General features: G+C 32.4%; 8 protein-coding genes. 2 read left to right on the top strand and 6 right to left on the bottom strand.

Going from position 1 to position 15,524, the window contains the following annotated elements; genetic code table 11:
• On the top strand, positions 1–1,599 hold a 1,599-nt coding region (locus tag ABFR62_08685; protein ID MEN8138497.1), incomplete at its 5' end, for a response regulator.
• 77 nt (positions 1,600–1,676) lie between these two features.
• Here the strand turns inward: ABFR62_08685 and ABFR62_08690 are convergent.
• The 4 genes from ABFR62_08690 to ABFR62_08705 all read right to left on the bottom strand — a co-directional run bounded on the left by ABFR62_08690 (position 1,677) and on the right by ABFR62_08705 (position 9,579).
• A complete protein-coding gene (locus ABFR62_08690) occupies positions 1,677–2,894 on the bottom strand; it encodes an ATP-binding protein (GenBank protein MEN8138498.1) in 1,218 nt (405 codons plus the stop codon).
• Between the two features lie 185 nt (positions 2,895–3,079).
• A complete protein-coding gene (locus tag ABFR62_08695) occupies positions 3,080–4,789 on the bottom strand; it encodes an exo-alpha-sialidase (protein ID MEN8138499.1) in 1,710 nt (569 codons plus the stop codon).
• Between the two features lie 3 nt (positions 4,790–4,792).
• The gene (locus ABFR62_08700) at positions 4,793–7,417 is read right to left on the bottom strand and encodes a DUF2961 domain-containing protein (protein ID MEN8138500.1); all 2,625 of its coding nucleotides are present in this window, start codon (positions 7,415–7,417) and stop codon (positions 4,793–4,795) included.
• Positions 7,418–7,446: 29 nt separating this feature from the next.
• Positions 7,447–9,579 carry a TlpA disulfide reductase family protein gene (locus ABFR62_08705; GenBank protein ID MEN8138501.1) on the bottom strand — a complete coding sequence of 711 codons (2,133 nt, stop codon included), beginning with the start codon at positions 9,577–9,579 and terminating at the stop codon, positions 7,447–7,449.
• A gap of 194 nt (positions 9,580–9,773) precedes the next feature.
• Between ABFR62_08705 and ABFR62_08710 the strand changes: the two genes are divergently transcribed.
• A complete protein-coding gene (locus ABFR62_08710; GenBank protein ID MEN8138502.1) occupies positions 9,774–13,847 on the top strand; it encodes a two-component regulator propeller domain-containing protein in 4,074 nt (1,357 codons plus the stop codon).
• A gap of 3 nt (positions 13,848–13,850) precedes the next feature.
• On the opposite strand, the gene ABFR62_08715 is transcribed toward ABFR62_08710, so the two are convergent.
• Together ABFR62_08715 and ABFR62_08720 are read right to left on the bottom strand one after the other, a co-directional pair.
• The gene (locus tag ABFR62_08715) at positions 13,851–14,975 is read right to left on the bottom strand and encodes an ATP-binding protein (GenBank protein MEN8138503.1); all 1,125 of its coding nucleotides are present in this window, start codon (positions 14,973–14,975) and stop codon (positions 13,851–13,853) included.
• A gap of 225 nt (positions 14,976–15,200) precedes the next feature.
• Positions 15,201–15,524: hypothetical protein (locus ABFR62_08720; protein MEN8138504.1), on the bottom strand; the 324-nt coding region annotated here is incomplete at its 5' end.

The following is a 15,524-nucleotide window of genomic DNA, read 5'->3' on the forward strand; positions in this document are numbered from 1 at the left end:
CATAAACTAGATTTTTTCACCTATATAAGTCACGAATTTAAAACTCCATTATCAATAGTAATTGCATCAATCGAAGAATTGATAAATAGTCCACATAAGCAAAATAAAGCTTTGGAGTATAAATCGATGATTCGAAAAAATGCATTCAGGCTTTTATCACTTATAAATCAGTTGATGGATTTTAGAAAAATCGAGAATGAACACTCTTCAATATCACTTAACAATGGTGATATAGTAAGCTTTGTAAAAAGTATATCAGATTCGTTTAATCCTCTTTTCGAACGTGAGAATATTATAAATGAATTCAATAGTAATAAGGACTCTTATGTGAGTTATTTTGATGAGGATAAGATTGAAAAAATAATAAGTAACATAATTAGTAATTCGTATAAAGCACTTGGGAATGTTGGAAAGATATCTATCAGCATAGAGATAAATGAATATGCAAAGGAAAATAAATACGACAATATATTTATTTCGAAAAGTGATATCACAATTACTATTAAAGATAATGGAAAGGGGATTGCTCCCGAAAATCTAACTAAACTCTTCGACCCATTTTATTCGGGAAATATGAAGGATAATTTTAATAGTGGTATTGGGCTTGCTCTTGTAAATAGTCTTGTTAAACTTCTTTATGGCGAAATAAAAGCAGATAGTATAGTTGGTGAAGGAAGTACATTTACCATAAAATTACCTCTATTCAAAAAACCTGACGACAAGTTTATAAGCAATGATAGTTTTATTGATTCTACCACAGGAGATAATTTAGAATTAATGATTTACGAAAACGAAGTTCCATTACTAAAGAACGAAGAAAAAGAAAAAAGCAAATCGGATCTGTTAATAGTAGAAGATAACAAAGAACTGTCGAAATTCCTGAAAGAACACTTTGCAAAATCATTTGAAGTTAGCGTAGTGGAAAATGGAAAAGATGCATTAATAAGAATAAAAAGATCGCATCCCGATATTATTATTAGCGATATTATGATGCCTGTGATGGATGGAAATGAACTTGTAAAAGAACTTAAATCGAATATCGAAACAAGTCATATTCCAATAATTTTACTTACTGCAAAATCGGGGATAGACTCCGAAATTGAAGGATTGGAAGGCGGTGCCGATGATTATATGAGTAAGCCTTTTAATCTGAAGGTTCTGGATCTTAAGGTGCGAAATATTCTAAAATCAATTGACAGCAACCGAAGACAATTCGAAAATTTTGAAGCTATTGAAGAGAGCACAACAGATCTTCACAATAAGGAGGCACAGTTTATAAGTGACCTGACAAACATAGTTAAAAATAATATAGATAAAACCGATTTCAATGTTAACGAACTTTGTAAAGAAGCTCTTATCAGCCGTACTCAACTTCATATGAAATTGAAAAAGGTTACAGGTATGAGTACCACCGAGTTCATTAAATCGATTAAAATGAATGAAGCTAAAAAAATGCTTTTAACAGGTAATTATTCTATTTCAGAAGTTTCGGTAATGGTTGGTTTTAATGATGCTAATTATTTCAGTAAATCGTTTAAGAAGGTATTTGAGAAATCGCCTTCGGAGTTTTTGAAGGATGTTTTACTAGATAAAGCTTAGTGTGAGAGTATAGGAAGACACCATTTCAGTTACACTCTGCGTAATGACCTTTGAAAAATACATTAGCGATTCAAACCTCAATATAACTTCCAAAAAGGAATAAATTTGATTTCGGTATCGTTTAGAGTGGTAATACTGTCCAAAGACAAATTAACAACTATTGCTTTTTTTGGTGCGTATTTATTGATAAAACTCCTGAATGATCGGGTTATTTTCATGTTTTTTAATTCTGAATATTTAACCTCAACAGGAATTATACCTTCTTCACCTTGTACTACAAAATCCACTTCTGCTTTGTCTTTAGTTCTCCAGAAATTAATTTTATACAGACCTATTTCATATTTTCCTCTCAGAAGATTATAAACGAGATTTTGAAATATCATACCGTCATTTTTCTGAGAACTAAAATTAGTCTTTGTAAAATTACATAGACCCAAATCATTAAAATATACAGTTGGCGATTTAGTTATTTCTTTTTTAGGATTAGTAAAAAATGGATGTATCAAGTTTATAATAAATGTTTGTTCGGCATACCAAAGATATGTTTTAAGTGTTTCCAGCCTAAGCCCAACATCCTGTGACAATTGAGAATAATTAATTATATACCCTGATTGCACTGCTAAAAGGCGAATCATCTTAACAAATTTATCAGGATGTTTTACGCCTAATAATATAGATATATCCCTTGTAAGATAAGATGTGAATATCTCGTTCATTATTTCCTTCTTCCTATATATAGTATCAGCTGCTACAACTGCAGGATATCCGCCAAAACTCATATATTCTTCCAGTAACATTAGCGTTTTTAAGTTTTCTAACTCAAAAAAACTTTCTAAACGGTTTTTATATCTATATCTGGTCTTATAGTTTACAAATTCATTAAAACTTACAGGATACATTTTTATCATGTATTTGCGTCCTGTTAAAGCTTCTCCAATTTTTTCCTTCAATTCTATACCGCCCGATCCTGTTACAATAAATTTATATGGCAGATCTAAATCGTATAAGCCTTTTAAAAAACGCCCCGCATCTTTTTTCTGCTGAACCTCATCGATAACTACATAACCGCCTTCTGTTCCTATTTCTAGTTCTGTTTTCCTGATTAATTCTTGTTGCGAATTGAAGTATATATTATCTTGTTCTATATCTAAATTAAAATACACTACATTATCCAATTCAGACATTATCCTTTTTAAAATGGTGGTTTTGCCAACCTGCCTAGCTCCAATAAGAATTGTTATTTCTTTATACTTAAGGCTTTCCTGAATTCTATATTTGATATCTCTTTCTATCATTTCAACCTATATTTAATCTCAAATATAATAAAAATGATGATAAAATTAAATCGTACTAGTGAAATTCTCGGGTTAAACCACTAGTGCACTAGTGAAATTCTCGGGTTAAATAACTAGTTTACTAGTAAAATTCTCGGGTTATGTTAATTAAATTTATTTTTGAGTAATCGTATTAATATAAAAAATTACAACTGAATACTCCCCCATGTATAAGGCATATCCATATTTGAGTGTATCAGATATTCAGTATATCCGGTTTCTATTAACCCAACATTAAATCCAATACGTTGTTCTGTATTTACAGGTTTTCCACCTATTTTCGACCAGCTTATGCTGAATTCAACAATATATCCCTTTGAATTTTTAGTAACTTTTAAAGCATCGGCATTAATATCCTTACTCTCCCATTTTCCGTTAAAACCTTCTTTTGCCTTATAATCCCCATTAGAATATATATTGAATAAATAGTTTCCACTTGCCGGTTTTTCTGCATTATCATTTTTTGTCGAAATACCTACAATAACACCGTTACTTGCGTAAATACTTTCATCCTTGATAACAGCACTGACAAACAATTTATCGTTTGTTTGAGATAGTGAAAACATTGCATTACTTTCATTTTTAGATCCTACAAAGAATGCAACATTATCGTTTGAAGTATCTGTTGCACCGTCAATAACAATTTCGCCTTGCGGAACTTTGTAATTGGTAATTTCGTATCCCTGAATTCCCCATACTCTCGATTTCCTATCATAATGGTCATTATCAAGATCAACATCACTCGTAGTAAGTGCCCATACTTTGCCATCTAACACCGAAATAGCATTCCACAGGCCTGCTCTCTCGTAAGGAACCTTAAAGGGACGCGAATTGTTATTAAAGTTTCTTCCTTCTTTATCACCAACTTCAACAAGCATGCGTGAGTTGCCCAAATCTACATTTGAACTGCCGTCTGTACCCTGATAAGCTAAAGCAATATTTCCTGAAGGCAATACGCAGATATACGGTGCTCCCTGATATGCATTGTTATTCAAATCGTGATTTAGCGCATATTCTCTATCCTGAGAAGGTTTACCAACCGGAGCATTTGCCCAATTATTACTACTTCTTATTATTGCAGGTTTGAAATTTAAATGAGAAGGATCTTCAATTGACATTAAAATTTCTCCATTTTCTAGTTCTAAAGCAACAGCCATTCCATCGCGCGAATTGGGTACATAAGCAATTTTTTCGGGAGAACCCCATGTTGTCCCGTTATCCATTGATCGCATCATGCTAATTTCCTGATCGGCACTTGACTGATATGGAAATTCATTTGCAAAGTATAATTGAAGTTCACCGCTTTTAAGTTGTAAAATTTGAGGTTCCCAACATCCATCGTGTGGGATATGTGATGCTTCATATACAACTTTTTCCTCTCCCCAGGTATAACCGTTATCTTCAGATACTTTATAAGCTATTGCAAATTTTCTTTCTGATGAAAACGGTTCTGCAGGACGTCGGTTATACGAATATATCAGATTGCCATCAGACAATTGTACAATTTCGCTGTTTGCCATAAAGGTAAAACCATTGCTTGTTGCATGGTGTTCATCCCTGGCAACTACTACAACAGAAGACCATGTTTCTCCTTTATCAGTAGAACGAATCAATTCAGCTCCACTTCCTCCTTTTCCATAAACACAAACAAAATCACCATTGTCAAGTTCAATCATACGAGCATAGCCTGCATCATCTGCTAGTGCAACTAAGGAGTTAAAATTCCAGGCAATACGATTTGGTGAAATTGCTTCCTTAGTGTTAACTATTTCCTCTATAGCTTCATCTTTTTGACACGATTGGATTATAAATATTGCCAATATTGCAATCAGATTATACTTCATTATATTCTTCATCCTCTATTTCTTTATTATCGTTTTGATAGAATTTCCATTTCTTGTTATTATACTCATAAAGTATACACCTTTATTGAGAGTAGATATATCTATTGATCCGCCGGTAAAAGTAATATTATTAATTACTCTACCATTAACATCCGAAATAATCACATCTTCAACCTGCACACTACTGTCTATATTTATTATTCCGGAACTTGGATTTGGATATACTTTTATCGCATTTAATATCTGAGGATCTTCATTACTCAGATTATATCCATCAACAGAGTATATTTCATATTTCGATTCAGACCATTTGTAATCAACAGAATTGTCGATAGCCTCAAACTTTAATGTTATCTGAGTTTTACTTTTTGTATAAGCCGCCGGAATTGAAAAATATTCATCCCTAAATCTCTTATTAGCATTTCTTCCTGCTGAAAACCAGTTACCAATCAATTGCCCGTCTACATATACTTTTGCATCCTGATTCTCTAAAGAATAATCAAAGGTTCGTTTTATCCAAACAATTTTCCCCGAAGTAATATTAACGTTAAACTCAGAAGATCCATTAATATACCTAACAGTTTTAGTAAGTGCTATTTCATCATTATCACCTTCGTAATACGATACAGCAGTTCCGCGGTAATCACTGCCAGTTGTTTTGTAGTTGTGATTTGATTCTGATGTATTATCTCCAATTATTACTTCATCGGTTTTAGTAAACGAAGTTTCCGGTTTCAGGTAATAGAATGCAAGGCTCTTATAATCTGCAGTAAAATCGTTTACCGGTCCGTGTTCTATCCCAAAATCGGCTTTTGAATTAAAATAAACCGGATCGCTAAGATGAAAACGATATACAGAACGATCGCTATTATACATACCGGTCATACCATGAGTTGATAGGTCAAATAAGCCTCTGTTAAAGTACCATGCACCATTGAAATAATCTTCTGTTCCTGTACCATATATCGCAGGAGTATTACTGCCATCAATATAAAATCTTTCATCACCTTCCAACCAAAGATCATTTTCTCCACCGCTTACTTCCATTACAACACCAACATACTTCCCTCTTCCCCTTGCATCTAGAAGTTTATAATCCTTCCCCATTTCAGGGTTACTATCATGGTTATATTGAGTCTTAAAATATCCTAAATCTGAAAAATCACTTTCAATACTCTGATAATCTACTTCTATATGAATTCCTGGCAAATTTACTCCCGAATTGTTAACAAGTTTAAATTCACAGTTATTTGAAAAAGGCATTGGAAAATAAGAATATAAGGTATTTGTCCCCGGTTTAACACCTACAGGCAAGGACTGTATGCGCAGTTGTTCGATCGAACCTACAGCAAAGAAATACGCAAGTGGAGCATCAACAGATGGTGAACTTTCACCATCAAAAAACACCTGTAAGCTTACATCATCAAGTATGCTATTAGCCGGCGTTCCACCTTTTGGTAAAATAGCACTAAGGTAGCCCTGCCATGCAGAAATTGAATTATAATTATGAGAGCTTTCGCTGGCAACATCTCCAACATCAAATTCGTCTGTAACTACTCCGTCGCATATTGTCCAATAATAAAACTCATTCCAGTCTATTTGTGATGCTACAAATTCTGTTTTTATAGTTATTGTAGTATTCCCGGGTGTAATAAAATCCTTTAGGTTGATATCAAATTCAACTTCTCTCCAACGGTAAGAATTTGAGCTTCTTCCCGCAGTTTTCCAATTACCAACAACATTGTTATCTACATATATTTTAGCTTCCTGATCGGCAATTGCATAATCTAAGCGTCTTTTAAGTTTTATTACACTAGCATTAGGATTAATATCCATTGTAAACTCGCTCGTAGTTTTATGTGCTTTCCCATGATCTGTCAAAAAATCCGAAATATCTGATTCATCATTAAACTCAATCCCCGGAATTGTAACTAGCAATGAAGCAACTGAACTATTACTCTCGCTAATTGTAAGAGCAGAAACTGTCTCGGAACTGCTAACATCAAAGGTGTTTTCAACACTTGTATAAGTTACATCACCACGAGGATCAGCACCTTTGTTATTAAAAATATTATATGTTGCCGACAAATCTTCTGAGCCTGTCCATGTTGAGATGTCAGAATTATCATTTCCGTACAACTGATAATCGATATTAAAGAATTCGTGATTACTACCACCTTCAACTGTTATCATTATTTCCTCTTCGAAAGGAAATGGCATGTAACTCGTAAAACCACCACTGGATACTGCGTCATTAACAACTAATGGTGACAAATATGGTGCATGTGTTCCTGAAAAGAAATCTGCAAGAGTTTCATTTATTTTAGGATTGCTACTACCATCGAAATATATTTTAATCCTTTTTGACAAATCAAATCCGGTAATCCATATTCTGTTTATAATTCCTCTGCCTTTTGCATGAAGCATTATATTTTCGCCATTGTAAGTACCTGTAAAATTACCACCTGTAAAACCATCGTGATTATTTCCTCCATCCGGATCGTGACTACTTTGGTGTAAACTCAAAACATCGTTTCGCAATAATGCCAAATCATTAAAGTTTTCAATTTGATTTAATCCTGTTTCCTGCGAAAACAACGAGGTTGATATTAATAATATCAGTATAATTATTCTTGACATAGTTGGTTTTATATTTTTAACACTTGTTATTACAGTCGTTTAAAATCTACATACTCGAATTCAGCAATTGATGATTCTCCCATCAAACCAAGATTACCTTCCAAGTTTTTAAATTCTATAGGGGTTCCATGCTCTTTTCCGTTTACATAAAATTGAACATTATTTCCCCTCTTTTCAATTTTCAAAATTGTCCAATTATATATACTTAACCCCTCAATAGGAGTATTAGTGTAACCATCTCCAACCCATCCCCCTGAGGTGATGTTTCTGGATTTGTGAATTCCTACACTTTGTGTATTATGTGCACCAAATAAGCAAAATGCCAAAGAAGGATCATTGTTATCTAAACTACCATCAATAAAAAATCCCGCTGTTGGATAACCTGAAACACCTTCTACCATCCTCAGTTTGGTTTCAATCATGAAATCTCCCTTAAGTTCAAGGTCCTTTTTTATAGCTCCGGCTACATTAGCCCATCCACCACTGTTTTTCTGTAATGTACCGTTCTCAGTTTTCTCAAAATTCAAACCTTTTACATCCCAATTATTTTCAAAATTATCTAAAGTAAAAGCCACATTTTTAGGTTGTTTTGTTTGTGCAACAACATTGTTTTGCGGTTTTACATACTTGTTCTCTGCAATTGCCGTAAGTTCTTTACCTGAAATGTGATTTTCAATAAGATTTACCAGTAAATCACCAGTCCTTGGTCGCGGTGCATTTTTATCCACAATAATACCTTCTTTATTAATAAGAGCGTAGTGTGGCACTCCTGTTATTCCAAATACTTTACTCAGGTTCGAAAATTGCTTATCAGTAAGCAGGTAGTGATCTCCTTCAATCTTATTCTTTGCTATGGTTGATTTCCAAACAGATTCGCCACTTCGATTTGCTAAATAAACAAAAACTACATCCTTGCCTTCAAGTTTCTTTTTTACCTTCCTCGAATATGGCATTTCTCCTATACAAGGTCCACACCATGTTGCCCAAAAATCGATATATATAACTTTATTAGGGTGCTTTTTTACTAGTGCTTTTAAAAATTCATCAGCATTTTCATGATTCAAGTTGTTAGCTAAGCTTTTATCATTTTCGAAAGATTCAACATAGTTATACTTAGCAGTTATTCTTTCTCTTACTTCGGTATCTTTTATTTTATCTAGAATAATATACTTCTTAGTTAGCTTAAAGTTTGCATCAAGCAAATGAGAAAAATCTTGGGCAATTAGTAAATCTAAAACAAATCCTTTTTCATCGGGGTATTTTAATTTGTTGATTTTATCAAAGTCTTTAATTGGGTGAAATGATTCTGCCACATACATTTTATTTATTTTGTCATGATCAATTAATGACATCTTATAACTTTTATATTCATGTAAAAATTGCATGTATGTAATAGACCCTAAATAGTCTTTATTTTCTTGATCCCAATTATCTAAAAAAGCAAAGTAACTATCAGGAATATTTTTTTTAAACTCATATTGTTTTTTACCATCAAACTTATTATAATGTGGGTGAAGCCATGTGTAACGGAATAAATTATTCCATTCTGTGAATTTAACATTTTGGGTAGTCCACTCCACAAATTGTTCACTTACATTATTTTCTGAGTTGAACTTATTAGTTAGTAGTTGTTTTCTTTTGATATATGCAGTCTCAAATTTCTTATAATATTCGATGGTTGAATTTCTTATCACATTACTTTCTTCATAAAAAAATTGTCTCGTATTTAATGAATCGCTAATAAGTTGGTTGTATTTGGCAAGATTTCTATTGAATTTTTCCGAACTACCGGTAATAGTAAAATATTCATATCTCTTTTTTCTACCCTCCCAACAATTACCATCAATTTCAAAATGCAAACTATCTCCCGGAAAGATGCAATAAGTAAGGAGTGAGGCATATTTAAGATAAAACTCAGTTGGTTTATCCAAATTATCTAATTCAAAACTAAAGTTTCCATCTTCATCAATATCTTTAATTATTTTTTTTTGTCCATCAAATAAATCATAGTATATGAAATCAATAAAATCGTGTTCAGATATTTTTGAGAAATTTGATACATGACCGGTAATTACAGCTTTATCACTAAGCGTTTTATTGTTTGATAAATTACACGATGTAATTAAAAACAAGGTGATAGTTAAATACCATAAATTTTTCATAGATGTTTAGTTTTGTTTACCGAAAACAATATTAGTTGAAATAAAAATGATGTAGCAGTATTTATGTTACTACTAAAAGTACTATTGTTACATTTAGTATAATACTGATGCATTTAAACATAAATACAGGCGCATATTTCGTTATGATCTAAAAAAAAATTAGTTTCGTTGCCTAACCTAATTCACGTACTCTGATGCGAAACCTATTTTGTAAGCTGAAATACTATTTTCTGATTCTATTATTTGTTACCAATGTAGATGCTCAGGAATCATTTTCATTTAAGCATATCACATCTATAGAGGGCTTATCGCATAATACTGTTCACGACATTGTTCAGGATGAAAAAGGATATATCTGGATAGCTACAATTGAAGGCTTGAACCGTTTTGATGGCAACAATATTGTTACCTATTATAAAGAATCGGTTAAATTAAATAGTTTCTCAAATATAATACTTGATCTTTTTATTGCTTCTGACGGAAAAATGTACGTTGGGACATCAACAGGGTTAAACGTATATGATAAAAACAGCGATAGTTTTGAATCAGTTAAATTCAATAATAATAACCTACCCTGGATTAAAGGTATAAATGAAAGCTCAGCAGGAGTGATTGTAACAACAGTTGATGGATTGTTCCTGGTTAAAGACAATATAGCAAACAAACAATTAGACGGTAATTTTAGGGCTGTATTTAAGCATAAGAATGGAAATATATGGGTTGCACAAGGAGATGATATTTTACTTTTAGATAAAAATGGAAAAATAATTAGTGTTCATAATAATTCTACACATAAAAATGGTATTGATTTTTCGAAAGAAAACGTAGAAAGTATTTTCATTGATTCGCGTGGTATAGTTTGGCTTGGTACTAAAAGAGATGGTTTGGCATATTACGATGCTGTAATAGAGAGATTCTTTAAACTGGAGATTAATAGCGGTGTAAACAAAATAGAAGACAACATGATTAGGGCTATTAGTGAAGATAGCTCAGGGAAGTTGTGGGTTGGTACAGAATCGGGTTTGTATACCTACGATGTAATTAATCAGGTTTTTGAATACTACGGACAGAATTACGATGATCTGGACAACGGTCTCAATGACAAAGCAATTTATTCCATATTTCGTGATAAAGATAACTTAATGTGGATAGGTACTTTTTTTGGAGGTGTTAATTATACTAATCCAAATGCCGTAGGTTTCAATAATATTAATGCTGATGGAGGTCGTCGAAAATTATCGGGAAATGCCGTTAGTAGTATGATAGAAACTTCTGATGGTAAAATATGGATAGCCACTGAAAACGGTGGAATATCAATTCTAAACAGGGAAAATAATACATTCGAATATATCAGGCATAACAAGAATTCGGGCAATACAATAAAGACTAATAACGTACATGCCTTGGAGGAAGACCGGAAAGGTGATATTTGGATAGGAACATTCTTGGGGGGGATTAGTAGGTACGATCATAAAACGAAAAAAATAGAACAGGCGGTTATTAATAAGGAAGAAGAAGATGATTATATAAGTGTTTTTTCGTTAGAAGAAGATTCAAAAGGAAGATTGTGGGCGGCATCAATAACCGGACTGTTTAGAAAAGATAAAGATGAATTTAATAAAATTTATAAAGAGTCTATCGGCAATATATTTTTACGTCACATCAATGAAGATTCTAACGGAGATATATGGGTTTGTTCAAATTTCAGAGGTGTTTACAGGTTGAAAAATGATACTATTATTAGCAATTACAATTTAGAAAACACACCTGAGTTAATCAACAATATGTTTATGTATTCGTTCGAAGACAGCGAAAAAATTATGTGGTTTGGTACTCAGGAAGGTGGATTGGTGAGCTTTGATACTAAAAATGACAAGTTCAAAGTTTATACAACTGAGGATGGTTTACCCGGTAATAGTATTTTTACAATTGAGGAAGATAATAAAGGGTTTCTTTGGATATCTACCACCAAAGGACTTGTGCGTATGAATAAAGAATCTGAAATATTTGAAGTTTACAATAAATATGACGGATTAGTAGGGAATCAGTTTAATCATTCCTCATGTTTAAAAACCAGCGATGATATCATGTTTTTTGGCACAGTAAATGGAGTAAGTTATTTCGATCCAAACAACATAAAACATTTTAAAAAGGGAATCAATTTGCATTTTACCGATTTCAAACTTTTTAATAAATCGGTACATGTTGAAGATGAAGGAATCCTAAGTGAAAATATTGATAAACAAAAGGAGATAACTCTCAGTTATGCCGATAATGTATTTACCATAGATTACCTGAATATAAACTATACAACTGCAAAAAAGACTTCTTATGCTTATTACTTAGAGGGATTTGAGAAGAACTGGAATTATGTTGCTAATAAAACATCAGCAACATATACCAACCTTTCGCCAGGCGAATATACTTTTAAGTTAAAGGCAACAAATAGAGTAGGGGATTGGACTGATGGTGTACGAACAATAAAGATAATTGTAAAACCTCCTTTTTGGCTCTCAATATGGGGCTACCTTACATACTTCCTAATTATAATTCTGATTTTATATGCTTATATTAAGTTTATCGAAGTTAGAAATAAGGAAAAATTAAGCATACAGCTCACCGAATTAGATAAAAAGAAAAATGAGGAAATTAATGCCCATCGCCTTAATTTCTTTACTTATATAAGTCACGAATTTAAAACGCCATTATCTATTGTAATAGCGACTATCGACGAGATGCTTCTCGACAAAAGTACTTCCGAAACGCTAAATCAATACGGTATTACAATTAAGAAAAATGCCTACCGCCTTTTATCACTGATTAATCAATTGATGGAGTTCAGAAAGATAGAAACCGATCACGCTTCTTTGAAAAGTAATAAGGGTGATATTGTGAAATATATTAATAGTATAGTAACATCTTTTGAACCTTTAATGGAAAAAAGATCAGTGGAAGTGAATGTGAATAAAGAAGTAGACTCTTACGAATCGTATTTTGATGGGGACAAGGTGGAGAAAATAATTTCCAATATATTGAGTAATTCAATAAAAGCTTTCGAAGGAGGAGGATTGATAAGAATAAATATAACAGTTAACGAATTAAACAATGAGTTGACTCTTAGCAATAATTTAAAATCAAAAGCATTTGTATCCTTGACCATTAGCGATAACGGTCCCGGGATGTCAGAAGAAAAACTGGCAAAACTATTTGATCCATTTTATAGTGACAATACAAAAAACAACCTTAACAGTGGTATTGGATTGGCTCTTGTAAACAGTTTGGTTAAACTGTTAGATGGAAAAATAAATGTAAAAAGTACCGTCGGTAGTGGTACTGAGTTTCAGCTTATAATTCCACTTTTTATGGGGTCTGACATTGTAAAAGAAGATGATTTTATAGAAAGTGTAAGCGATTCTAATATCAATTTGGCAATTAACGATCTTGAAAAATACGATACAGAAAAGGATGTCATTGATGATAAGGAAAATAAAAAACATGAAATGTTGATTGTTGAGGACAATAAAGATCTTCAGAGGTTTCTAAAAAGACATTATTCTAAATATTATAAAGTTAGTGTTGCTTATAATGGAGAAGAGGCATTAATAAAAGTAGAAAAATCTCAGCCCGATATTATTATAAGCGATGTAATGATGCCAAAAATGGATGGGAATCAACTTACTGATACTTTAAAAAGAGCAATAGAAACAAGTCATATTCCAATTATCTTATTAACAGCCAAAACAGGTATAGAATCTAAACTTGAAGGTCTGTCTGCAGGTGCTGATGCTTATGTAAATAAACCATTTAACTTGCAGGAATTAGACCTGAAAGTTAGAAATATACTAAAATCAATAGAGGGTAACCGTAAGAAATTTGTAAAGTTCGATACGCTTGATGATTCTATTGACAACCTTCAAAACAGTGAAGCACAGTTTGTTAATAAGTTAACGGATATAATTCTGGAAAATATAGACAATAGCGAATTTCATATCAACGAGCTTTGTGACGCTGCTGCAATAAGCCGCCCGCATCTTCACAGAAAACTTAAGAAAACAACAGGATTAAGTACAACGGAGTTTATTAGGAACGTAAAACTTAACGAAGCCAAAAAATTACTTGCAAGCGGCTCATATAGGATATCGGAGGTTGCGGTAAAAGTAGGTTACTCCGATTCTGCTTACTTTAGCAAATCATTTAAAAAGGTGTTTGAGAAATCGCCTTCGGAGTTTTTGAAGGAGGGTATAGTGTTAGCAAGCACAATTAATTAGGTATCAAACCTTAAATCTGGCTTCAAACCATTTCTGCATAAAAATATCATATACTTTATAGATCCCATTTTCCTTCCATACCAGCTCTTTTTCGATTAAGGTTTTTACTGCCGAATTAATTGTACTTGTAGTTCCTAGTTTGTACTTATCAATAAAGGCTTTGGAAGTAGGTTTCTCAACTTTTCCTTCAAGAGCTATCGCCTTTAAGAGATTGTACTGTACAGTTGTTAAAAGATTAGAAAGATTTGAATATATAAAATCATGTTCGTCAATAATATATTGCTTAGCTTGATCTATAGCCTTTTCATCTACCTTTTTGCTACTGATAAACCATAGTTTATTGAAAAAATTCTGTACGTAATAAGTATAAACATCAAGCCAATCCAGAAGTTTATACACCTCATTAATATCAATCTCTTTTTTGCTTTTTTCAAATTTTTCAACTATGAATTTTGCATATTCTTCTTTATTGATTCGTTCTAACTTCAAGAAATCGCTCGACATATAAAACGGTCGTGAATATGAATGAAACATATCCGTTAGAATATGCTGTTGACTACCGCTAAAAATGAAATTAACATTTTTTAAATGTTGAATATGTGATCGTAAAAAAGCTTCAAAACTTTGGTCTTCATAATTAGTTATTTGCTGAAATTCATCAATAGCAATACAAACCGGTTTATTTAATTTTTCCAGATAATTAAATACTTCAATTATCGAAGACTTTGCCTGAACGTCCGAATTTATCTGCAATTCTAAACTTGGCACTCCACTAAGAGGGTCAAAACTCACTACCGGGTTAAAGCGTTTAAAATAATCAAGTATATTATTAAACAAGCGTTTCGAAGTTGAACTAAATGTACCAACTATTGCATTCGCAAATTGATTTACAAAATCCTCTTTAGAAGTAGTATTCATTATATCAAAATAGAAAACAAACATATCACTTTTCACCTCTTTTTGATGAAATAAATGTTGTATCAATCCTGTTTTTCCCATTCTTCTTGCTGCTAAAAGTACAATGTTACGACCGTTTACGATAGCATCTTTGAGCCTTTTCGTTTCTTCTATCCTATCACAGAAATACTCTGAAGACTTATATCCATACACATAAAAAGGATTTTTCATACTTAACAAGCTGATTAATTAAATTAATTTTTACGAATTATTCGTTACGAACTTTTCGTAAAAGTACAGAATATTATTTTTAATGCCAAAAGGAGAGGATTCATTAGTAAATATTTATACTAATAAGCGTTAAAATGGGGTAAATATTCTGGAGAGGGCAAAAAAAATCAGGCATTTTTATCTATTTCTAAAAATGCCTGATTGTTTTTTAAATTAAACCTCTTTCTACTTTTTAAAGAAATTTTCTGTTCTGTGAGTCATCATCATTTCCCAAAGTGATGCTACAGTCCATCCCGGTGCGAAAATATCGTTGTAAAAACCTTTTCCGAAGTGTCCGTAATCCCAGTTTGTATGTTGAACAACCTCAGGATAATATCCAACTTTGGCAATATTAAACATGTGTCCTTCGCGAGGCATTAGCTGACTCTTCATAGAGCTTTCAATTACATCTGCAAACTCAGCAAAACGAGGTTCATCTTTTTTATCAGCTAACCAGCGCAATACTTCAAGATATCCGAATATAAATACATCAACGTGGTTGTTTTCTAC

It is taken from the genome of Bacteroidota bacterium (assembly GCA_039714315.1).
In the GTDB taxonomy this organism is placed as follows: Bacteria; Bacteroidota; Bacteroidia; order Flavobacteriales; family JADGDT01; genus JADGDT01.

Bases quoted from the DNA above. Each gene is read 5' to 3' on its own strand.
- ABFR62_08715 (MEN8138503.1), bottom strand. From the start codon at position 14,975: ATGAAAAATCCTTTTTATGTGTATGGATATAAGTCTTCAGAGTATTTC.
- ABFR62_08700 (MEN8138500.1), bottom strand. From the start codon at position 7,417: ATGTCAAGAATAATTATACTGATATTATTAATATCAACCTCGTTGTTT.
- ABFR62_08690 (MEN8138498.1), bottom strand. From the start codon at position 2,894: ATGATAGAAAGAGATATCAAATATAGAATTCAGGAAAGCCTTAAGTAT.
- ABFR62_08705 (MEN8138501.1), bottom strand. From the start codon at position 9,579: ATGAAAAATTTATGGTATTTAACTATCACCTTGTTTTTAATTACATCG.
- ABFR62_08710 (MEN8138502.1), top strand. From the start codon at position 9,774: ATGCGAAACCTATTTTGTAAGCTGAAATACTATTTTCTGATTCTATTA.
- ABFR62_08695 (MEN8138499.1), bottom strand. From the start codon at position 4,789: ATGAAGAATATAATGAAGTATAATCTGATTGCAATATTGGCAATATTT.